The sequence below is a fragment of the Pseudomonas sp. BO3-4 genome, from assembly GCF_034044115.1.
GTDB lineage: Bacteria > Pseudomonadota > Gammaproteobacteria > Pseudomonadales > Pseudomonadaceae > Aquipseudomonas > Aquipseudomonas alloputida.
In genome coordinates this window covers 5,780,072-5,797,004 of record NZ_CP139018.1, presented here as the reverse complement: position 1 = coordinate 5,797,004, position 16,933 = coordinate 5,780,072, and the positions used below count along the sequence as shown (strand labels likewise).

At 63.0% G+C, this 16,933-nt stretch carries 15 protein-coding genes; 10 read left to right on the top strand and 5 right to left on the bottom strand.

What is annotated here, in order from left to right; genetic code table 11:
• Positions 1 to 124 precede the first annotated feature (124 nt).
• Together REH59_RS26525 and REH59_RS26520 are read left to right on the top strand one after the other, a co-directional pair.
• The gene (locus REH59_RS26525) at positions 125 to 958 is read left to right on the top strand and encodes an EamA family transporter (RefSeq protein WP_014859616.1); all 834 of its coding nucleotides are present in this window, start codon (positions 125 to 127) and stop codon (positions 956 to 958) included.
• Positions 959 to 986: 28 nt separating this feature from the next.
• Positions 987 to 1,373 (top strand): MAPEG family protein, encoded by a 387-nt coding sequence (locus REH59_RS26520; RefSeq protein WP_003249368.1) that lies wholly within the window; start codon positions 987 to 989, stop codon positions 1,371 to 1,373.
• Positions 1,374 to 1,423: 50 nt separating this feature from the next.
• Here the strand turns inward: REH59_RS26520 and REH59_RS26515 are convergent, their stop codons facing one another.
• Positions 1,424 to 2,575 carry a murein transglycosylase A gene (locus REH59_RS26515; RefSeq protein WP_014859617.1) on the bottom strand — a complete coding sequence of 384 codons (1,152 nt, stop codon included), beginning with the start codon at positions 2,573 to 2,575 and terminating at the stop codon, positions 1,424 to 1,426.
• A gap of 119 nt (positions 2,576 to 2,694) precedes the next feature.
• Here REH59_RS26515 and REH59_RS26510 point away from each other — a divergent pair, with 119 nt between their 5' ends.
• Positions 2,695 to 3,153 (top strand): c-type cytochrome, encoded by a 459-nt coding sequence (locus tag REH59_RS26510; protein WP_003249371.1) that lies wholly within the window; start codon positions 2,695 to 2,697, stop codon positions 3,151 to 3,153.
• 185 nt (positions 3,154 to 3,338) lie between these two features.
• On the opposite strand, the gene REH59_RS26505 is transcribed toward REH59_RS26510, so the two are convergent.
• From REH59_RS26505 to REH59_RS26490, 4 genes are all read right to left on the bottom strand, one after another.
• Positions 3,339 to 3,731 carry a DUF1090 domain-containing protein gene (locus REH59_RS26505; RefSeq protein WP_014859618.1) on the bottom strand — a complete coding sequence of 131 codons (393 nt, stop codon included), beginning with the start codon at positions 3,729 to 3,731 and terminating at the stop codon, positions 3,339 to 3,341.
• Positions 3,732 to 3,863: 132 nt separating this feature from the next.
• Positions 3,864 to 5,564, bottom strand: coding sequence for an NAD-dependent DNA ligase LigB (gene ligB, locus REH59_RS26500; RefSeq protein WP_014859619.1), 1,701 nt, complete (start codon positions 5,562 to 5,564; stop codon positions 3,864 to 3,866).
• A gap of 228 nt (positions 5,565 to 5,792) precedes the next feature.
• Positions 5,793 to 6,983: a methionine adenosyltransferase gene (gene metK / locus REH59_RS26495; RefSeq protein ID WP_003249375.1), complete on the bottom strand. Its 1,191-nt coding sequence runs from the start codon at positions 6,981 to 6,983 to the stop codon at positions 5,793 to 5,795.
• 18 nt (positions 6,984 to 7,001) lie between these two features.
• Positions 7,002 to 7,994: an ArsR/SmtB family transcription factor gene (locus tag REH59_RS26490; RefSeq protein ID WP_003249377.1), complete on the bottom strand. Its 993-nt coding sequence runs from the start codon at positions 7,992 to 7,994 to the stop codon at positions 7,002 to 7,004.
• 251 nt (positions 7,995 to 8,245) lie between these two features.
• Between REH59_RS26490 and tkt the strand changes: the two genes are divergently transcribed.
• The 7 genes from tkt (at position 8,246) to REH59_RS26455 (ending at position 16,919) form a co-directional block, all read left to right on the top strand.
• On the top strand, positions 8,246 to 10,243 hold the full coding sequence (gene tkt / locus REH59_RS26485; protein ID WP_003249379.1) for a transketolase: 1,998 nt from the start codon (positions 8,246 to 8,248) through the stop codon (positions 10,241 to 10,243).
• A gap of 190 nt (positions 10,244 to 10,433) precedes the next feature.
• The gene (gene epd / locus REH59_RS26480; RefSeq protein WP_003249381.1) at positions 10,434 to 11,495 is read left to right on the top strand and encodes an erythrose-4-phosphate dehydrogenase; all 1,062 of its coding nucleotides are present in this window, start codon (positions 10,434 to 10,436) and stop codon (positions 11,493 to 11,495) included.
• A 12-nt stretch (positions 11,496 to 11,507) separates the two neighbouring features.
• Positions 11,508 to 12,671 (top strand): phosphoglycerate kinase, encoded by a 1,164-nt coding sequence (locus REH59_RS26475; RefSeq protein WP_003249382.1) that lies wholly within the window; start codon positions 11,508 to 11,510, stop codon positions 12,669 to 12,671.
• Positions 12,671 to 12,922, top strand: a complete 252-nt coding sequence (locus REH59_RS26470; RefSeq protein ID WP_003249384.1) for a hypothetical protein — start codon at positions 12,671 to 12,673, stop codon at positions 12,920 to 12,922. Before REH59_RS26475 ends, REH59_RS26470 begins: the two co-directional genes overlap by 1 nt.
• Positions 12,923 to 13,082: 160 nt before the next feature.
• Positions 13,083 to 13,412 carry an MliC family protein gene (locus tag REH59_RS26465; RefSeq protein WP_003249387.1) on the top strand — a complete coding sequence of 110 codons (330 nt, stop codon included), beginning with the start codon at positions 13,083 to 13,085 and terminating at the stop codon, positions 13,410 to 13,412.
• Between the two features lie 100 nt (positions 13,413 to 13,512).
• Positions 13,513 to 14,577, top strand: coding sequence for a class II fructose-bisphosphate aldolase (gene fba / locus REH59_RS26460; protein ID WP_003249389.1), 1,065 nt, complete (start codon positions 13,513 to 13,515; stop codon positions 14,575 to 14,577).
• A 212-nt stretch (positions 14,578 to 14,789) separates the two neighbouring features.
• Entirely contained in the window at positions 14,790 to 16,919 is a 2,130-nt protein-coding gene (locus REH59_RS26455; RefSeq protein WP_014859621.1) for a putative bifunctional diguanylate cyclase/phosphodiesterase, read from the top strand.
• Positions 16,920 to 16,933 lie beyond the last annotated feature (14 nt).

Genomic DNA, 16,933 nt, shown 5'->3' with positions numbered 1-16,933 from the left:
CGCGAACACCGGCAAAGCCGGTGCCATACACCGAGTTGCATTCTTCGCGGGCATGCCCGCTCCCACAAAGCCCCCCTGAACGCTATATATTCACAGCCATGAAAAGCCATAAGGACAAGAAGGCGTGTTGGCAACATCTCTGGTGCTGGTTGCCGCCCTGCTGCATGCAACCTGGAATACCCTGATCAAATTCAGCGGCGAGCGCTTGCTGGTCATTTCCAGCATGGACACGGTAGCGCTGGCCTTCGCGGTGCTGGCGGTGCCCTTCGTGGATGTTCCGCCTGCTGAAATCTGGCCTTGGTTGGTTGCTTCGGCACTGGCTGAGCAGTTGTACCGTTATTTGCTGATCCAGGCCTACCGCGTGGGCGACCTGGGGCTGGTCTATCCTCTGATGCGCGGGCTGTCGCCGTTGGTGGTGCTGGGGCTTACCCTGGCCTTTGCAGGGGAATCGCTGAGCCAGCAGCAGATCATCGGTATCCTGTTGATCCCCTGTGGCATGGCCTGTCTGTTGTGGCAGGGCGGCGGCGGTGACCGGCTACCATGGTCGATGCTGCCGGTGGTTGCCTTGATTGGCCTGTGCATTGGTTGCTACACCTGGTTCGACGGCCAGGCCGTGCGCCTGTGGGGCAAACCGTGGGATTACCTGGTCTGGCTGACCCTGCTCAGCGCCTGGCAATTCCCGTTGTTGGCGAGCGTAGCGCGGCGGGCGCCATTCGTACTGTTCTGGCGAACCCAATGGCGCCTTGGGTTGGCGGTAGGGTTCTGCGTATTGTTCAGCTATGCCCTGGTGCTGTGGGCCATGCACCTGGGGTCTGTGGCCGAAGCGGCGGCACTGCGGGAATTGAGCGTGATCCTGGTGGTGCTGCTGGGTATGCGCTACCTCAAAGAACCTTTTGGCGGGCCGAGACTCCTAGCTTGCGGGCTGGTATTGGCCGGCATGCTGGTAATGAAGCTTTGACCTGAAGACTGAACAAGGAGTCCTGTCCATGACTGTTGCCCTGTGGTGCATCCTGATTGCCCTGCTGTTGAACCCGCTTTGTGCCTTGATCGCCAAGGCGAGCAGCGGCCGCTTCGGCCTCAAGGACAATCACGATCCGCGAGCCTTCCTCGATACCTTGTCGGGCCTGCCACGGCGTGCCCATGCTGCGCAGCAGAATGGCTACGAAGCGTTTCCGGCATTTGCTGCGGCGGTGCTTGTGGCGGATATCGTCGGCAATGCCGAGCAGGTGACCCAGGATGTACTGGGGGTGATGTATATCACCAGCCGCTTGCTTTACATCATCTGCTACCTGGCCGACTGGGCTGCCTTGCGGTCGCTGGTGTGGCTTGCCGGCTTGGCACTGATCGTGTCGTTCTTCGTGGTTTCCATCTGAAACCGGCTGGCCATCTTCGCGGGCAGCCCCCGCGAAGATGGCCACAACGATCAAGGTACCTTGGGCACCTCAGGCAGTGGCTGGCCCTTGGGCCACAGCATCCAGATCTGCCCTTGCTGCTTCATGTTCCCGGCCAGCTCGCCGGCTTCCGGCCCAGTGCCCCAGAACAGGTCGGCACGCACTTCGCCGGTAATCGCCCCGCCGGTGTCTTGCGCGCCAACCGGTCGTACCACCGGCGAGCCGTCCGGGCGTGTGGTAGACAGCCACAACAAGCTGCCCAGGGGAATCACCTTGCGGTCGATGGCCACGCTGTAGCCGGCGGTAAGCGGTACGTTCAGCGAGCCGCGCGGGCCTTCGTTGCTGTCCGGGCGGGTGCTGAAGAATACGTAGCTGGGGTTGCTGGCCAGCAGCTCTGGTACGCGCTGCGGGTTGGCCTGGGCCCAGGCATGAATGGCGCCCATGCTCACGTCTTCTTTTTTCAGCTGACCCTGCTCCACCAGCCAGCGGCCGATCGGCCGATAGGGGTGGCCGTTCTGGTCGGCGTAGCCCAGGCGCAGTTGACGACCGTCTTCCAGTTGCACCCGGCCAGAACCCTGGATCTGCAGGAACTGCAGGTCCATCGGGTCGGTCAGCCAGGCCAGCACCGGTGCCTGGACGCCGTTACGGTTGATGACCTCGGCCGTGTCATAGGGCTTGAGCACCCGACCCTCCAGACGGCCGCGCAGGCGTTTGCCCTTCAGTTCGGGGTACACGCTGGCCAGGTCGACCACGATCATGTCATCAGGGATGCCGTAGACCGCCACATGGTTGGTTGTCGATTGGCTCAGGCTGCCAGGGTAGACCGGCTCGTAATAGCCGGTAATCAGGCCGTTGGCATTGTTCTCAGCAGAGCGCAGGCCGTACACCTGCAGGTTCTGTTCGAGGAAGGTTCGCACTTGGGCGGCGCTGGCTGTGGCGCTGCCGGCCGCTTCGCAGGTGGCGGCCCACACCGGGTCGCGCTTGAGTTTTTCGCAGCCGTTGCGCCATGCATAAAAGCCGGCCAGCAGGTCTTCATCGCTGACCGCCGGCAAGTCTTTCCAAGTGGCCGGGGCATAGGTGGCGACAGCGTGGGGCTCGGGCTTGGCGCTCTCGCCGCCGTTGCAGCCGGCCAGCAAAGCCAGCACCGGCAGTGTCCAGGCCAGGTGGCGCAGGGCAGATTTCATGTGTGCATTCCTGTCATGAGCGAACATGAAGGTTCGCCCCTGTCTTTTATGTGGCTATTGGTGTTTGGCCCAGTGGCAGCGATACTGGCCGCCCATTTGCGTAGGCCGAAGTGAGCGTGATGTTGAAGCGATTGACCGTTGTTCTGCTGGCTGCACTTGCCCTGGTAGGGGCTTTGACGGGGTGTGACCGGGTTGACCCGAACTCGCCGCTGGGTAAACGCAAGGTGATCTTCAAGGACATGCTCAAGACAAGCGAAGACCTGGGGGGCATGCTGCGTGGCCGGTTGCCGTTCGACGGCGTGAAGTTTGCCGACGGTGCGCTGAAGCTGGACAGCCTGTCGCATCAGCCGTGGCAGCATTTTCCACAGGCGCGCGATGGTGGTGACAGCGCCGCCCGCGCCGACGTGTGGGAGCGCCAGGCGCGGTTTCATGACCTGGCTCGGCAGCTTGAAGGCGTCACCGGCGAACTGGTTGATGCCACCCGCAATCAGCCACTGGATGCTGCGCAACTGAAGGCACCGATGGACAAGGTCGAGGCTGCGTGCAAGGCCTGTCATAGCGAATTTCGTAATCATTGAATGGCTGTGCTTGCGCAAACCTTCGGGGCTTGTACAAATTCCTGTGGGAGCGGCCTTGTGTCGCGATAGGGCCGCTCAGCGGCCCCAGGATTTCAGCAAGAATGCATGCATAGCTGGAGCCGTCGCGCGGCCCTATCGCGACACAAGGCCGCTCCCACAAAGACCAGGCTTGCCGGCCAGATGCCTTAGCGGTCGAGATCGTCGACCGCTTCCTGCAGCTCTTTACGTGACTCGGCCAGCTTGTCCTTGCGCTTGTTGATCTTCTCGGCGTCGCCTTTCTTCTCTGCCTTCTTCAAGTCCTTTTCCCGCTGCGCCACTTCGTGACGCGCATCGAGCACCTTCTGCTCACGTTCCTTGCGCAGGCTGGCGTCGGTGCAGTTGTCCACACCGCGCAGGGCTTCCTCCAGCCCTGCAACCTGGTCGCCGTTACCGTGGTCACGGGCAATTTTCAGCTGGTTTTCGATGGCGCTGCGCTTGGCGGCACAACCGGTCAGGCCGGCATCCGGCTGGGCAGCCTGAGCAGTACCCGCGGCCAGGCCCAGTGTTGCGAGCAGGAAAAGAGTCGAAATACGTTTCATGAAAAGCCTCCCTAACGGGGCGGGGCAGCAAAAGTTGGGGGAAATCCTGCCTTGGTTTTGCCCATTTAGAAACCCTTGATGAGGTTTTCTGCCGGAGTCTCGGGTTTTTCCTACGCACTATTTGGTAAAAAATCATTGCTCAATGCGCTGGGGTGGGGTCCGGAAACCTTCTATGCCGGCTTCGGCCAACTGTGCGGCAATGGCTTGCACCTCGGAGGCTGCGAAAAATTCCACAAGTTGGCGCGAGCGTTTTGCGCCGATGCCGGGCACGGTTTGCCATTGCCCGGCGCTGCGTGAAGCCAGCGCCTGCCAGTCGCCAGCCAGTGGCAAATGCTTGCCAATGGGCACGCCAAGGGCGCGCAGCCATTGATCGAAGGGGCGTGAGCGGGCTTCGTCGAAACTGCCCAGCAGGTGTGCCGCGGTGAGTCTGCTGATGCCGGGGGCCTGCTGCAGGCGCTCGGCATCGAGCTGCAGCCAATCGGTCATGGACGTTACCAAGCCAGCTTCGACCAGCCGACGCCATGTGCCGGGCCCGGTGCGGGGCAAAGCCAGGCCCTGTTTACCGCCAAGCCAGGTGAGGCGGGCAATGAACTGCTCATCACAGCCCTCGCTGGCTTGCCAGCAGCTGTGGGCATGATAGCGGTCGGGCGCAGGCGCGATGATCGCCTGGCGTTCGACCGTGCGATGCACCACTTGCTCCAGGCGTGGAATGGTCAGCCCGGCCAGGCTGATGGCCACCTGGTCGCCGGGGCGGATGTCGAGGGTGTGCCAGCGCGCCAGCGAACCCAGGCTTACCTGGGTAATCCGTCGGTCGTCCAGGGTTACCGGCAGCAAGTGCAACACGGGCGTGACCCTGCCGGTGCGGCCAACCCGAAAGCGCACGTCGCGTACTTCGGCCAAGGCTTGTGCATAGGGATACTTCCAGGCCGCGATCCAGTAGGGCGCCTTGGCCTGCCAGCGCTCGGCAGGTGGTCGGCTGCCCTGGCGCAGGATTACACCGTCGGTGGCGAAGGGCAGAGCAGAGCGATACCAGTGCTCGCGCCAGTGTGCTGCATCCTCCAGCGTGTCGATGGCGATGCTGTAAAGCTGGCTGTCCGGAAAACCCAGCCGTGCCAGCTGGGCGAGGCGTTCGGCCTGTTGCTCGGGGCCGTGCGGCCAGCCCCACACGAACAGGCCGATAGCGTTGCCTTGTGCGCCGGTCAGTTGCTTGCGTGCGAGCAGCCCTGCCACGGTACCCCGGGCGTTGGCGCTGCCTGCCTTGGCTTGCACATGGTCGTCCAGGCGCAGATACAGCTCACCTTGCAAGTGCAGGTCGACCGCCTCGGGCAACTGCCGGGTGACAGCGCCGAGCTGTGGGATGTGTCGGCTCCAGTCATGGCCGTGTACACCGTCCCCCCGGCTGGTCAGCTGCACCAATCGGCCCTGTTGGTAGGTGAGGGAAACGGCTACGCCGTCGACCTTGGGCTGAACCCACACGCCGCTCTTGCCGGCCATCCATCGCGCCACGGCCTGGCGGTCTGCCAGCTTGTCGACGCCGGTATGCGGCACGGGGTGGGGGACCGGGCCGCGAGCACTGGCCAAGGGCGAGGGGCTGGTGCCAACCGAGAAGCACTGCTGCAGGTGGTTCAGGCGCTCGCGGCTCTGGTCGTACAGTTCGTCGGCCACCAGGGCTATGCCCTGACGATGGTAGTGCTCGTCCCATCGGGCAAGCGTGGCGCGCAGTTGCGCAACTTCGGCCTTGGCCTGTTGCGGGTTCCAGTGTGGGCATGAGGCAGCCCTGGCCAATGGGGTGTTCAGCGCAAATAGCAGGGCGAACAACAACAGGTACGGCATGGCCTGGCATCCTTGCATGGCGGGGAAGCGCTTAGCGTAGGCAGGTAGTGGGGCGGGCGGTGCGTGCAGTTGTCAGGTGATATTTCGCGGGTCCTCGTCTCCATTCCCGAAGCGGAGCAAGAAACGAGCGCGGCGCTCGATCTCTCGGGCGATGAAAATGCCGTGACAGGCACAAAAAAGCCCCTGCCGATCGCTCGGCAGGGGCTTTCGTCTGGCGCTGTAGGAGGCTTACAGGCCGGCAGCGTCACGCAGCGACTGGGCGCGGTCGGTGCGCTCCCAGGTGAAGGTGGTGAAGGTGTCGTCGCCGACAGTCTTCTGCTGCGGGGTGCGGCCGAAGTGGCCGTAGGCAGCGGTTTCCTGATACATCGGGTGCAGCAGGTCGAGCATGGTGGTGATGGCGTATGGACGCAGGTCGAAGCACTCACGCACCAGCTGGATGATCTTGTCGTCGGAGACCTTGCCGGTGCCGAAGGTGTTGATCGAGATGGAGGTCGGCTGGGCCACGCCGATGGCGTACGACACCTGGATCTCGCAACGCTCGGCCAGGCCGGCGGCGACGATGTTCTTGGCCACGTAGCGGCCGGCGTAGGCGGCGGAGCGGTCGACCTTGGACGGGTCCTTGCCGGAGAACGCACCACCACCGTGGCGGGCCATGCCGCCGTAGGAGTCGACGATGATCTTGCGGCCGGTCAGGCCACAGTCACCCACCGGGCCACCGATGATGAAGTTGCCGGTCGGGTTGATGTGGTACTGGGTGCCCTTGTGCAGCAGTTCCGCCGGCAGGGTGTGCTTGACGATCAGCTCCATCACGGCTTCTTGCAGGTCTTTCTGCGAAACCTCCGGGTTGTGCTGGGTCGACAGCACCACGGCGTCGATACCGACCACTTTGCCGTTCTCGTAGCGGCAGGTGACCTGCGACTTGGCATCCGGGCGCAGCCATGGCAGCAGGCCGGACTTGCGCGCCTCGGCCTGGCGTTCTACCAGACGGTGCGAGAAGCAGATCGGTGCAGGCATCAGGACTTCGGTTTCGTTGCTGGCGTAGCCGAACATCAGGCCCTGGTCACCGGCACCCTGGTCTTCCGGCTTGGAGCGGTCCACGCCCTGGGCGATGTCTACCGACTGTTTGCCGATGATGTTCATCACGGCGCAGGTGGCGCCGTCGAAGCCGACGTCGGAACTGTTGTAGCCGATGTCGATGATGACTTTGCGCACCAGGTCTTCCAGGTCGACCCAGGCCGACGTGGTGACTTCGCCGGCGATGATGGCGACACCGGTCTTGACCAGGGTTTCGCAGGCTACGCGGGCGTATTTGTCCTGGGCGATGATGGCATCAAGGACAGCGTCCGAAATCTGGTCGGCGATCTTGTCCGGATGCCCTTCGGACACGGACTCGGAGGTGAAAAGGGAGTATTCGCTCATCTCGAAGGTTCCTGAAATTTACCGATGGTGTATGTCGCCAGCCGTCCGCTGAAAATGGCGGACCTGGATCTGGAAACCGTTACGCAAGCCCACGTACAGGCTGTCCGCATGGGCCAGCCCGGCAGCGTTGGCCCAGCGCGCCAGGTCATCCTGTTCGAAGCCCAGCCAGAGGTCGCCGCAGGCTTCGCGCGCCCACCCCTGGTCATGGCTGCACAGTTCGGTGACCAGCAGGCTGCCGCCTGCCTTCACCCGTTTGGCCAGCTGGCGCAAGGCCAGGGCCGGGTCGCTGAAATGGTGCAGCACCATGTTCAGCACAACGCAGTCGGCGGCCACATCCGTTGCACCCAGTGCATCGGCCAACTGCAGGTTCACGTTGTCGAGCCCTTCGCGCTGGCACACCTGGCGCGCAAGCTCAAGCATGGTAGGGCTGTTGTCCAGGGCGGTGACCTGGGCGAAGCGCCGGGCCAGGTCGGGCAGGAAGCCACCGTCGCCGGGGCCGACTTCCAGCGCGCTGGCGGCCGGGTCGAAATGCAGTTTGTCGAGCAGCGCCAGCAGGCTGTCGCGGTACTGCGGAAGGCCGGCGATCAGGTCCTGCTGGGCACGGAACTTCTCTTCCACGCGCAGGAAGAAGTCCTGACTGGTGGCCGCCCGGCGCTGCTGTACATGGGCTATGCGCGCCTGCACATCGGGCGGCAGGGCCAGGTCGTCGACTTCTTCGAGTAGCGCCGCGTGCAGCCGCCCCCCCAGGCGCAGGCCATCGGGCAGGGCACGGCGGTAGAAGATGGCGTTGCCTTCGCGGCGGGTTGCCACGAGGTCGGCCTGAGCCAGCACCTTGAGATGATGGCTCATGCCCGACTGGCCGATGTCGAAGATCTGCGCCAGCTCCAGCACGCCGAACGAGTCGTTGGCCAGTGCGCGCAATACGTTCAGGCGCAACGCATCGCCACTGGCTTTGCACAGGGCGGCCAATGTTTCGCGTTGCTCGGGGATCGATTGCGCACGGAGGTTCATGGGGCGGCAGTCTAGACAGGCATCGATGCCCTAGCAAGGCCAATATCAAAAAGTTTTGATATTGGCGATGAGCTGCAAGCCGAAAGCCTCAAGTGACACGCTTTGGGGCGCCCCGAGTCGCGCTCAGCTTCTCCAGTTGCGGCTTAAAGCTGGCGCTTGGCGCTTAAATGTTTGCCCCAAGCGCCCCCAGTGGGCGAAAATGGCCGCCTTTTTCGTGACACCACCTATTCAAGCCCCCTAGGAGATCAGCGATGCCCAGCCGTCGTGAACGTGCCAACGCCATTCGTGCCCTCAGCATGGATGCCGTGCAAAAGGCCAACAGCGGCCACCCAGGTGCCCCCATGGGCATGGCGGATATCGCCGAAGTGCTTTGGCGCGACTACCTGAAGCACAACCCGAGCAACCCGAGCTTCGCCGACCGTGACCGCTTCGTGCTGTCCAACGGCCACGGTTCGATGCTGATCTACTCGCTGCTGCACCTGACCGGCTACGACGTCACCATCGATGACATCAAAGGCTTCCGCCAGCTGCACAGCCGCACCCCGGGCCACCCGGAGTACGGCTACACCCCAGGTGTCGAGACCACCACCGGCCCGCTCGGCCAGGGTATCGCCAACGCCGTGGGCTTCGCCCTGGCAGAAAAAGTGCTTGCAGCCCAGTTCAACCGTGATGGCCACACCATCGTCGACCACAACACCTACGTGTTCCTCGGCGACGGCTGCATGATGGAAGGCATCTCCCATGAAGTCGCCTCGCTGGCCGGCACCCTGGGCCTGAACAAGCTGATCGCCTTCTACGATGACAATGGCATCTCCATCGACGGCGAAGTGCACGGCTGGTTCACCGACAACACCCCGGCGCGCTTCGAAGCCTACAACTGGCAGGTGATCCGCAATGTCGACGGCCACGATGCCGAAGAAATCAAGATGGCCATCGAGACCGCCCGCAAGAGCGATCGCCCGACCCTGATCTGCTGCAAGACCACCATCGGTTTCGGTTCGCCGAACAAGCAGGGCAAGGAAGACTGCCACGGTGCCCCGCTGGGCAACGACGAAATCGCCCTGACCCGCCAGGCCCTGAACTGGAACCACGGCCCGTTCGAAATCCCGGCCGACATCTACGCCGAGTGGGATGCCAAGGCCGCCGGTGCCAAGGTTGAAGCCGAGTGGAACCAGCGCTTCGACGCCTACGCCAAGGCCTACCCGGAGCTGGCTGCCGAGTTCAAGCGCCGTGCCAGCGGCGAGCTGCCGGCCGACTTCAGCGAAAAGGCCCAGGCCTACATCAATGAAGTGGCTGCCAAAGGCGAAACCATCGCCAGCCGCAAGGCCAGCCAGAACGCCCTGAACGCCTTCGGCCCGCTGCTGCCCGAGTTCCTCGGCGGTTCGGCTGACCTGGCCGGCTCCAACCTGACCCTGTGGAAAGGTTGCAAGGGCGTCGAAGCCAATGACGCCAGCGGCAACTACGTGTTCTACGGCGTGCGCGAGTTCGGCATGACCGCCATCATGAACGGCGTTGCCCTGCACGGTGGCCTGGTGCCTTACGGCGCGACCTTCCTGATGTTCATGGAATACGCCCGCAACGCCGTGCGCATGTCGGCCCTGATGAAGCAGCGCGTGATCCACGTGTACACCCACGACTCCATCGGTCTGGGCGAAGACGGCCCGACGCACCAGCCGATCGAGCAGCTGACCAGCCTGCGCAGCACCCCGAACCTGGACACCTGGCGCCCGGCCGACGCGGTGGAGTCCGCCGTGTCCTGGAAAAACGCCCTGGAGCGCAAGGACGGCCCATCGGCGCTGATCTTCTCGCGCCAGAACCTGCAGCACCAGGACCGCAATGCCCAGCAGATCGCCGACATCAGCCGCGGTGGCTATGTGCTCAAGGACTGCGCCGGCGAGCCTGAACTGATTCTGATCGCCACCGGTTCCGAAGTGGGCCTGGCTGTTCAGGCCTTCGACAAGCTGACCGAGCAAGGCCGCAAGGTGCGCGTGGTTTCCATGCCGTGCACCAGCGTGTTCGATGCCCAGGACGCTGCCTACAAGCAGTCCGTGCTGCCGCTGGAAGTCGGTGCGCGCATCGCCATCGAAGCTGCCCACGCTGACTTCTGGTACAAGTACGTCGGCCTGGAAGGTCGTATCATCGGCATGACCACCTACGGTGAGTCGGCGCCGGCTTCGGCATTGTTCGAAGCGTTCGGCTTCACCCTGGAGAACATCCTCGGTACTGCCGAAGAGCTGCTGGAAGACTGATGTAACAAATGGAGGGCAGTGACGCCCTCCAGGTCGTGCAAGGGGAGGGCTTTGCCCTCCATCGCGACGCAAGGCCGCTCCCACAGAAACGGTGCTGTCCTCCGGATGGCGCGGTCCCTGTGGGAGCGGCCTTGCGTCGCGATGGGCCGCAACGCGGCCCCAAAGCCATCATGCGTTAGCGAGCCAACCAATGCCCCACCCGCGTCCCTACAAAGTTGCACTCAACGGTTATGGCCGTATCGGCCGCTGTGTCCTGCGCGCGCTGTTCGAGCGGGGGGCAAAGGCCGGTTTCGAGATCGTCGCGCTGAACGATCTGGCCGATCAGGCCAGCCTGGAATACCTGACACGCTTCGACTCCACCCACGGGCGTTTTCCCGGCGAGGTCAAGGTCGACGGCGACTGTCTGCACATCAATGGCGATTGCGTGAAGGTAATGCGCAGTGCCACCCCCGAAGGCATCGACTGGGCTGCGCTGGGCATCGACCTGGTGCTGGAGTGCTCCGGTGCCTATAACACCCGTGCCGATGGCCAGCGTTTCCTCGACGCCGGTGCGCCAAGGGTGCTGTTCTCGCAGCCCATGGCCAGCGAGGCCGACGTTGACGCCACGGTGGTCTACGGCATCAACCAGGCCTGCCTTACCGGCAGCGAGCGCCTGGTGTCCAACGCCTCTTGCACCACCAACTGCGGCGTGCCGCTGCTGCGTGTGCTGGACCAGGCGTTCGGCATCGAATATGTGCAGATCACCACCATCCACTCGGCGATGAACGACCAGCCGGTGATCGATGCCTATCACCACGAAGACCTGCGCCGCACGCGTTCGGCCTTCCAGTCGGTGATTCCCGTGTCCACTGGCCTGGCGCGTGGCATCGAGCGCCTGCTTCCGGAACTTGCCGGGCGAATCCAGGCCAAAGCGGTACGTGTACCGACCGTCAACGTCTCGTGCCTGGACATCACCCTGCAGACTGCCCGCGACACCAGTGCGGCCGAAGTCAACCGAGTGCTGCGCGAGGCTGCGCTGGAAGGTCCGCTTAAAGGCTTGCTGGCTTACACCGAGCTGCCGCACGCCAGCTGTGATTTCAACCATGACCCACATTCGGCGATCGTCGATGCCAGCCAGACGCGTGTTTCCGGCCCCCGCCTGGTAAACCTGCTGGCCTGGTTCGACAACGAATGGGGTTTTGCCAACCGTATGCTCGACGTTGCCGAACACTTTCTGCACGTCGTTCACCCAACCCGCAACAAACAGCCCTGAAGGACTGCATTCATGACCGTGTTGAAGATGACCGACCTCGACCTGCAAGGTAAGCGCGTACTGATCCGCGAAGACCTCAACGTGCCTGTGAAGGACGGTGTGGTAGCCAGCGATGCGCGTATCCTGGCAGCGCTGCCGACCATCAAGCTGGCCCTGGAGAAGGGCGCAGCGGTAATGGTCTGCTCGCACCTGGGCCGCCCGACCGAAGGCGAATTCTCTGCCGAGAACAGCCTCAAGCCGGTCGCCGATTACCTGAGCAAGGCCCTGGGCCGTGACGTGCCGCTGGTTGCCGACTATCTGGACGGTGTCGCGGTACAGGCCGGTGAACTGGTGCTGTTCGAGAACGTGCGCTTCAACAAGGGCGAGAAAAAGAACGCCGACGAGCTGGCGCAGAAGTACGCTGCCCTGTGTGACGTGTTCGTCATGGACGCCTTCGGCACCGCCCACCGCGCCGAGGGTTCCACTCACGGTGTAGCCAAGTTTGCCAAAGTCGCTGCTGCAGGCCCGCTGCTGGCTGCCGAACTGGACGCCCTGGGCAAGGCCCTGAAGGCCCCGGCCAAACCAATGGCGGCCATCGTTGCCGGCTCCAAGGTTTCCACCAAACTGGACGTGCTGAACAGCCTGAGCAGTGTTTGCGACCAGCTGATCGTCGGCGGCGGTATTGCCAACACCTTCCTGGCCGCTGCTGGCCACCCGGTGGGCAAGTCGCTGTACGAGCCTGACCTGGTAGACACCGCCAAGGCCATCGCTGCCAAGGTCAGCGTACCGCTGCCAGTCGACGTGGTCGTTGCCAAGGAGTTCGCCGAGACCGCCGAAGCCACCGTCAAGGCCATCGCCGACGTTGCTGCCGACGACATGATTCTGGACATCGGCCCGCAAACCGCGGCCAATTTCGCCGAGCTGCTGAAATCGTCGAAAACCATTCTGTGGAACGGCCCGGTGGGCGTGTTCGAATTCGATCAGTTCGGCAACGGCACCAAGGTACTGGCCAAGGCCATCGCCGACAGCGCCGCATTCTCCATCGCCGGTGGCGGTGACACCCTGGCCGCCATCGACAAATATGGCGTCAGCAAGGAAATCTCCTACATTTCTACCGGTGGTGGCGCCTTCCTCGAGTTCGTCGAGGGCAAGGTCCTGCCAGCTGTGGCAATCCTGGAAGAGCGGGCCAAGGCCTGATGACGTCGGCGCTTGGCAAAGGGAGTGGCCTGGTGGTCAAACAATTGCCTGTGATGATGCTGGCCGGCCTGCTGAGCGCTTGCGCGGGCAGCCCGGCCTCGGATGCCGACCCGGCGCAGTCGCACAAGGGCGGTTGCTATCAGTCCGACTGGCAGGCCGAGACTGTGCCGGTCATCGGCAAGCGCGTGGGCCCGGAAGGCCTGGAAAAGTACGACGAAGACCACCAGCGCAAGGCGCCGGGTTGCCCTTGATCGGGTAACAGGCAACCTGAACGTTGATTTGTGGTCTTGAAGAAGGGGCCGCTGTGCGGCCCTTCGCGGGCTCGTCCGCTCCCACAGAGACTGCACTGTACCTGTGGGAGCGGGCAAGCCCGCGAAGGGCTGCACTGCAGCCCCAAATCGAGGAAACTGAATGAAAGCGCTTTTGGCCGTGACGGCCCTGGCGACACTGGCAGGATGCTCACTGCTGCAGCCGACGCAACCGGCCCCGGCAGACAACTGGACCCGTTGGGTCTGCGACACCCAGGCTGAGGTGCTTTGGCGCTTCGCCGATGCGCAACGTGACCAGGTTGACGTGCGCCTTGGCGGCGGCGACCAGGTGTACCGGCTCAAGGCTGAACCGGGTGCCTCGGGTGCGCTGTACAGCGATGGCATGCTGGCCTTCCACACCAAGGGCGAAGAAGGCCTGGTGTACTGGGTGGCAACCAACGATCTGATTGGGCGGGGCTGCAAGGCACCGTGACTGGCCGGGCCGCGAGGGTGGCCCACACTACTTGAACAGCAACCGCCCCTGCGGCAGGCTTGCACGAAACAAACGACGCTTGTCGGGAGAGAGATACACAATGGCACTCATTAGCATGCGCCAGATGCTGGACCACGCCGCCGAGTTCGGCTACGGCGTACCAGCTTTCAACGTCAACAACCTCGAGCAGATGCGCGCCATCATGGAAGCGGCCGACAAGACCGACTCCCCGGTGATCGTTCAGGCTTCGGCCGGTGCCCGCAAATACGCGGGTGCGCCATTCCTGCGCCACCTGATCCTGGCTGCCATCGAAGAGTTCCCGCACATCCCGGTGTGCATGCACCAGGACCACGGTACCAGCCCTGACGTCTGCCAGCGCTCGATCCAGCTGGGCTTCAGCTCGGTCATGATGGACGGTTCGCTGGGTGAAGACGGCAAGACCCCGACCGACTACGAGTACAACGTCCGCGTTACCCAGCAGACCGTTGCCATGGCTCACGCCTGCGGCGTTTCGGTTGAAGGCGAGCTGGGCTGCCTGGGTTCGCTGGAAACCGGCATGGCCGGTGAAGAAGACGGGATCGGCGCCGAAGGCGTGCTGGATCACAGCCAGATGCTGACCGACCCGGAAGAAGCCGCCGACTTCGTCAAGAAGACCCAGGTCGACGCCCTGGCGATCGCCATCGGTACCAGCCACGGTGCCTACAAGTTCACCAAGCCACCAACCGGTGACGTGCTGGCCATCGATCGCATCAAGGAAATCCACAAGCGCATCCCCAACACCCACCTGGTGATGCACGGTTCGTCCTCGGTACCGCAAGAGTGGCTGGCGATCATCAACCAGTACGGCGGCGACATCAAAGAAACCTACGGTGTACCGGTCGAAGAAATCGTTGAGGGCATCAAGCACGGCGTGCGCAAGGTCAACATCGATACCGACCTGCGTCTGGCCTCTACCGGTGCCATGCGCCGTCTGATGGCGCAGAACCCGAGCGAGTTCGACCCACGCAAGTTCTTCGGTGAAACCATCAAGGCCATGCGCGACGTGTGCATCGCACGTTATGAAGCCTTCGGCACCGCGGGCAATGCTTCGAAGATCAAGCCGATCTCTTTGGACGGTATGTACCAGCGCTACCTGAAAGGTGAGCTGGCCGCCAAGGTCAACTGATCGACAGGTAACCCTGAAAAACCCGCAGCGATGCGGGTTTTTTTATGGGCGATGGAAACCTGTACATAATTCCGGCAGACCGACCGTTAGTCGGCTACCGTACAGTTTGACCATTGATAGCGTTCTGATTGCATTGCGTGTTGCAGCCTCAGGTCTAGAGTACTAATGGATCCAACCGTATTTTGAAGTCGGTCACATAACAGAGAAGCAGCATGGATGGCGCTCACCCTCAACAGCAGCAGCCACTGGATGGCAGCTCAGTTCTTCTGGTGGTAGACGACTACCCCGAGAACCTCATCAGCATGCGGGCCTTGCTAGCCCGGCAGGATTGGCAAGTATTGACGGCAAGCTCTGGGATAGAAGCCTTGAGCGCGTTGCTTGAGTACGAAGTCGACCTGGTGTTGATGGATGTACAGATGCCGGAAATGGACGGCTTTGAAGTCGCCCGGCTGATGCGCGGCAATCAGCGTACCCGACTGACCCCGATCATTTTCCTCACCGCCAACGAACAGTCCGACGCGGCCGTGCTCAAAGGCTACGCCAGCGGCGCCGTGGACTACATGTTCAAACCGTTCGACCCGCAAATACTCAAGCCCAAGGTCCAGGCGCTGCTCGATCAGCAGCGCAACCGGCGCATGCTGCAGCAGCTCAGTCGCGAACTGGAGGCGGCCAGGGCATTCAATGCGTCCATCCTGGAGAATGCCGCCGAAGGCATTCTGGTGGTTGATGCCCATGGCATCATCAGTTTTGCCAATCCGGCCATTTCCCGTTTGCTGGCGGCACCGGTGCAACAACTGCAGGGCACCCCATTGCTCGACGTTGTGCAACTGACCAGTACCAGCCTGTGGCGCGAGTCGGACTTCTACAAGGCCTACCAGGGGCGGCAGATCTTCCGCGTACATGATGCCCAACTGCGGACCCAAGGGGGGGAGCTTGTGCCGGTGGCGCTGTCCTGTGCGCCGTTGCCGGCCGACCAACAGGCCATGGTGGTGACCGTGCTGGACATGTCGGTGGTGCGTAACTTGCACCAGCAGCTGGAATACCAGGCCATTACCGACCCGCTCACCGGCCTGCTCAACCGCCGTGGTTTTTACCAGGCTGCTGAAGGTGCTCTGTTGCGCAACGAGCGCTCGGACAAGGCGCAGGCGCTGATGTACATGGACCTGGATGGCTTCAAGCGCATCAACGACTCGCTCGGCCACGACGCGGGCGACCGGGTGTTGCGCTGGGTGGCCGAGCAGCTCAAGGACTGCCTGGGCAGTGAGGCCTTGCTGGCGCGTATGGGCGGGGATGAGTTCACTGCACTGTTTGACAGCTTGCCCTACCCGGAGCAGGCCGGGCGTTTTGCCGAACGGTTGCTCGAACGTGTTTCCATCAGCCATGAGGTAGACGGGCTCGATGTGTGCCTTGGGGTCAGCATCGGCATTGCCACCTACCCGGACTGCGGCGCCAATGTTGAAGGCCTGCTGCGTTCGGCCGATGCAGCGATGTACGCAGCCAAGCAAGCGGGGCGTCAGCAATACCGCTTCTACGACCAGGAACTCAACGGACGGGCGCGCTCGCGATTGATGCTCGAGGACAGCGTGCGCATGGCCATCGAGCAGCAGGACTTTACCTTGGTGTACCAGCCACAGGTCGCCTTCCACGATGGCCGCCTGCGTGGTTTCGAGGCCTTGCTGCGCTGGCAGCACCCCAGCGTTGGCGATGTGCCGCCGGGGCTGTTCATCCCGTTGCTGGAAGAAGCGCGTCTGATCAACCGCCTGGCCAGCTGGATCTACCGCCAGGGGGCCGCCCAGCGGCAGGCCTGGTACGACAGGTTTCCGCCGGACCTTGTGCTCGGCATCAGCCTGAGCCGCGCGCAGTTCGTCATGCCTGGCCTGGTCGAAGAACTGCAACGGGTCATCCAGCTTTACCAGCTTGTCCCGACGCAGTTGGAGGTGGAAGTGGCGGAAACGTCGCTGATGTATAACATCGACGCGGCCGTCAAACAGATACACCGCTTGCGTGACCTGGGTGTGAGGGTGGCCCTGGATGACTTTGGTGCGGGTGACTGTTCGTTGCGCATGCTGCGCGACCTGCCTATCGACACCCTCAAGCTCGACCGTCATCTGGTGGCACGTCTGCCCGATTCGGCGGTAGATGCTGCGTTGGTTCGCAGCGTGATCGGCTTGTGCGCCGACTACCGTATCACGGTGATCGCCGAGGGGGTGGAGACCCCGGCGCAGGCAGCCTGGCTCAAGGCCAATGGTTGCGAATACGTTCAGGGTTTCCTGGTGGCTTATCCGATGACCGCTGCTGACGCTAGCGGCTTCCCGGCAATTTTCTCCTGGCCAGGGCCGTGATTGGCTAGAATCGG

Coding starts and splice junctions, on each gene's coding strand:
- epd (WP_003249381.1), top strand. CDS start 10,434: ATGCCCCACCCGCGTCCCTACAAAGTTGCACTCAACGGTTATGGCCGT.
- REH59_RS26470 (WP_003249384.1), top strand. CDS start 12,671: ATGACGTCGGCGCTTGGCAAAGGGAGTGGCCTGGTGGTCAAACAATTG.
- metK (WP_003249375.1), bottom strand. CDS start 6,983: ATGAGCGAATACTCCCTTTTCACCTCCGAGTCCGTGTCCGAAGGGCAT.
- REH59_RS26490 (WP_003249377.1), bottom strand. CDS start 7,994: ATGAACCTCCGTGCGCAATCGATCCCCGAGCAACGCGAAACATTGGCC.
- REH59_RS26465 (WP_003249387.1), top strand. CDS start 13,083: ATGAAAGCGCTTTTGGCCGTGACGGCCCTGGCGACACTGGCAGGATGC.
- REH59_RS26515 (WP_014859617.1), bottom strand. CDS start 2,575: ATGAAATCTGCCCTGCGCCACCTGGCCTGGACACTGCCGGTGCTGGCT.
- REH59_RS26505 (WP_014859618.1), bottom strand. CDS start 3,731: ATGAAACGTATTTCGACTCTTTTCCTGCTCGCAACACTGGGCCTGGCC.
- REH59_RS26475 (WP_003249382.1), top strand. CDS start 11,508: ATGACCGTGTTGAAGATGACCGACCTCGACCTGCAAGGTAAGCGCGTA.
- fba (WP_003249389.1), top strand. CDS start 13,513: ATGGCACTCATTAGCATGCGCCAGATGCTGGACCACGCCGCCGAGTTC.
- REH59_RS26510 (WP_003249371.1), top strand. CDS start 2,695: ATGTTGAAGCGATTGACCGTTGTTCTGCTGGCTGCACTTGCCCTGGTA.
- REH59_RS26455 (WP_014859621.1), top strand. CDS start 14,790: ATGGATGGCGCTCACCCTCAACAGCAGCAGCCACTGGATGGCAGCTCA.
- ligB (WP_014859619.1), bottom strand. CDS start 5,564: ATGCCGTACCTGTTGTTGTTCGCCCTGCTATTTGCGCTGAACACCCCA.
- tkt (WP_003249379.1), top strand. CDS start 8,246: ATGCCCAGCCGTCGTGAACGTGCCAACGCCATTCGTGCCCTCAGCATG.
- REH59_RS26520 (WP_003249368.1), top strand. CDS start 987: ATGACTGTTGCCCTGTGGTGCATCCTGATTGCCCTGCTGTTGAACCCG.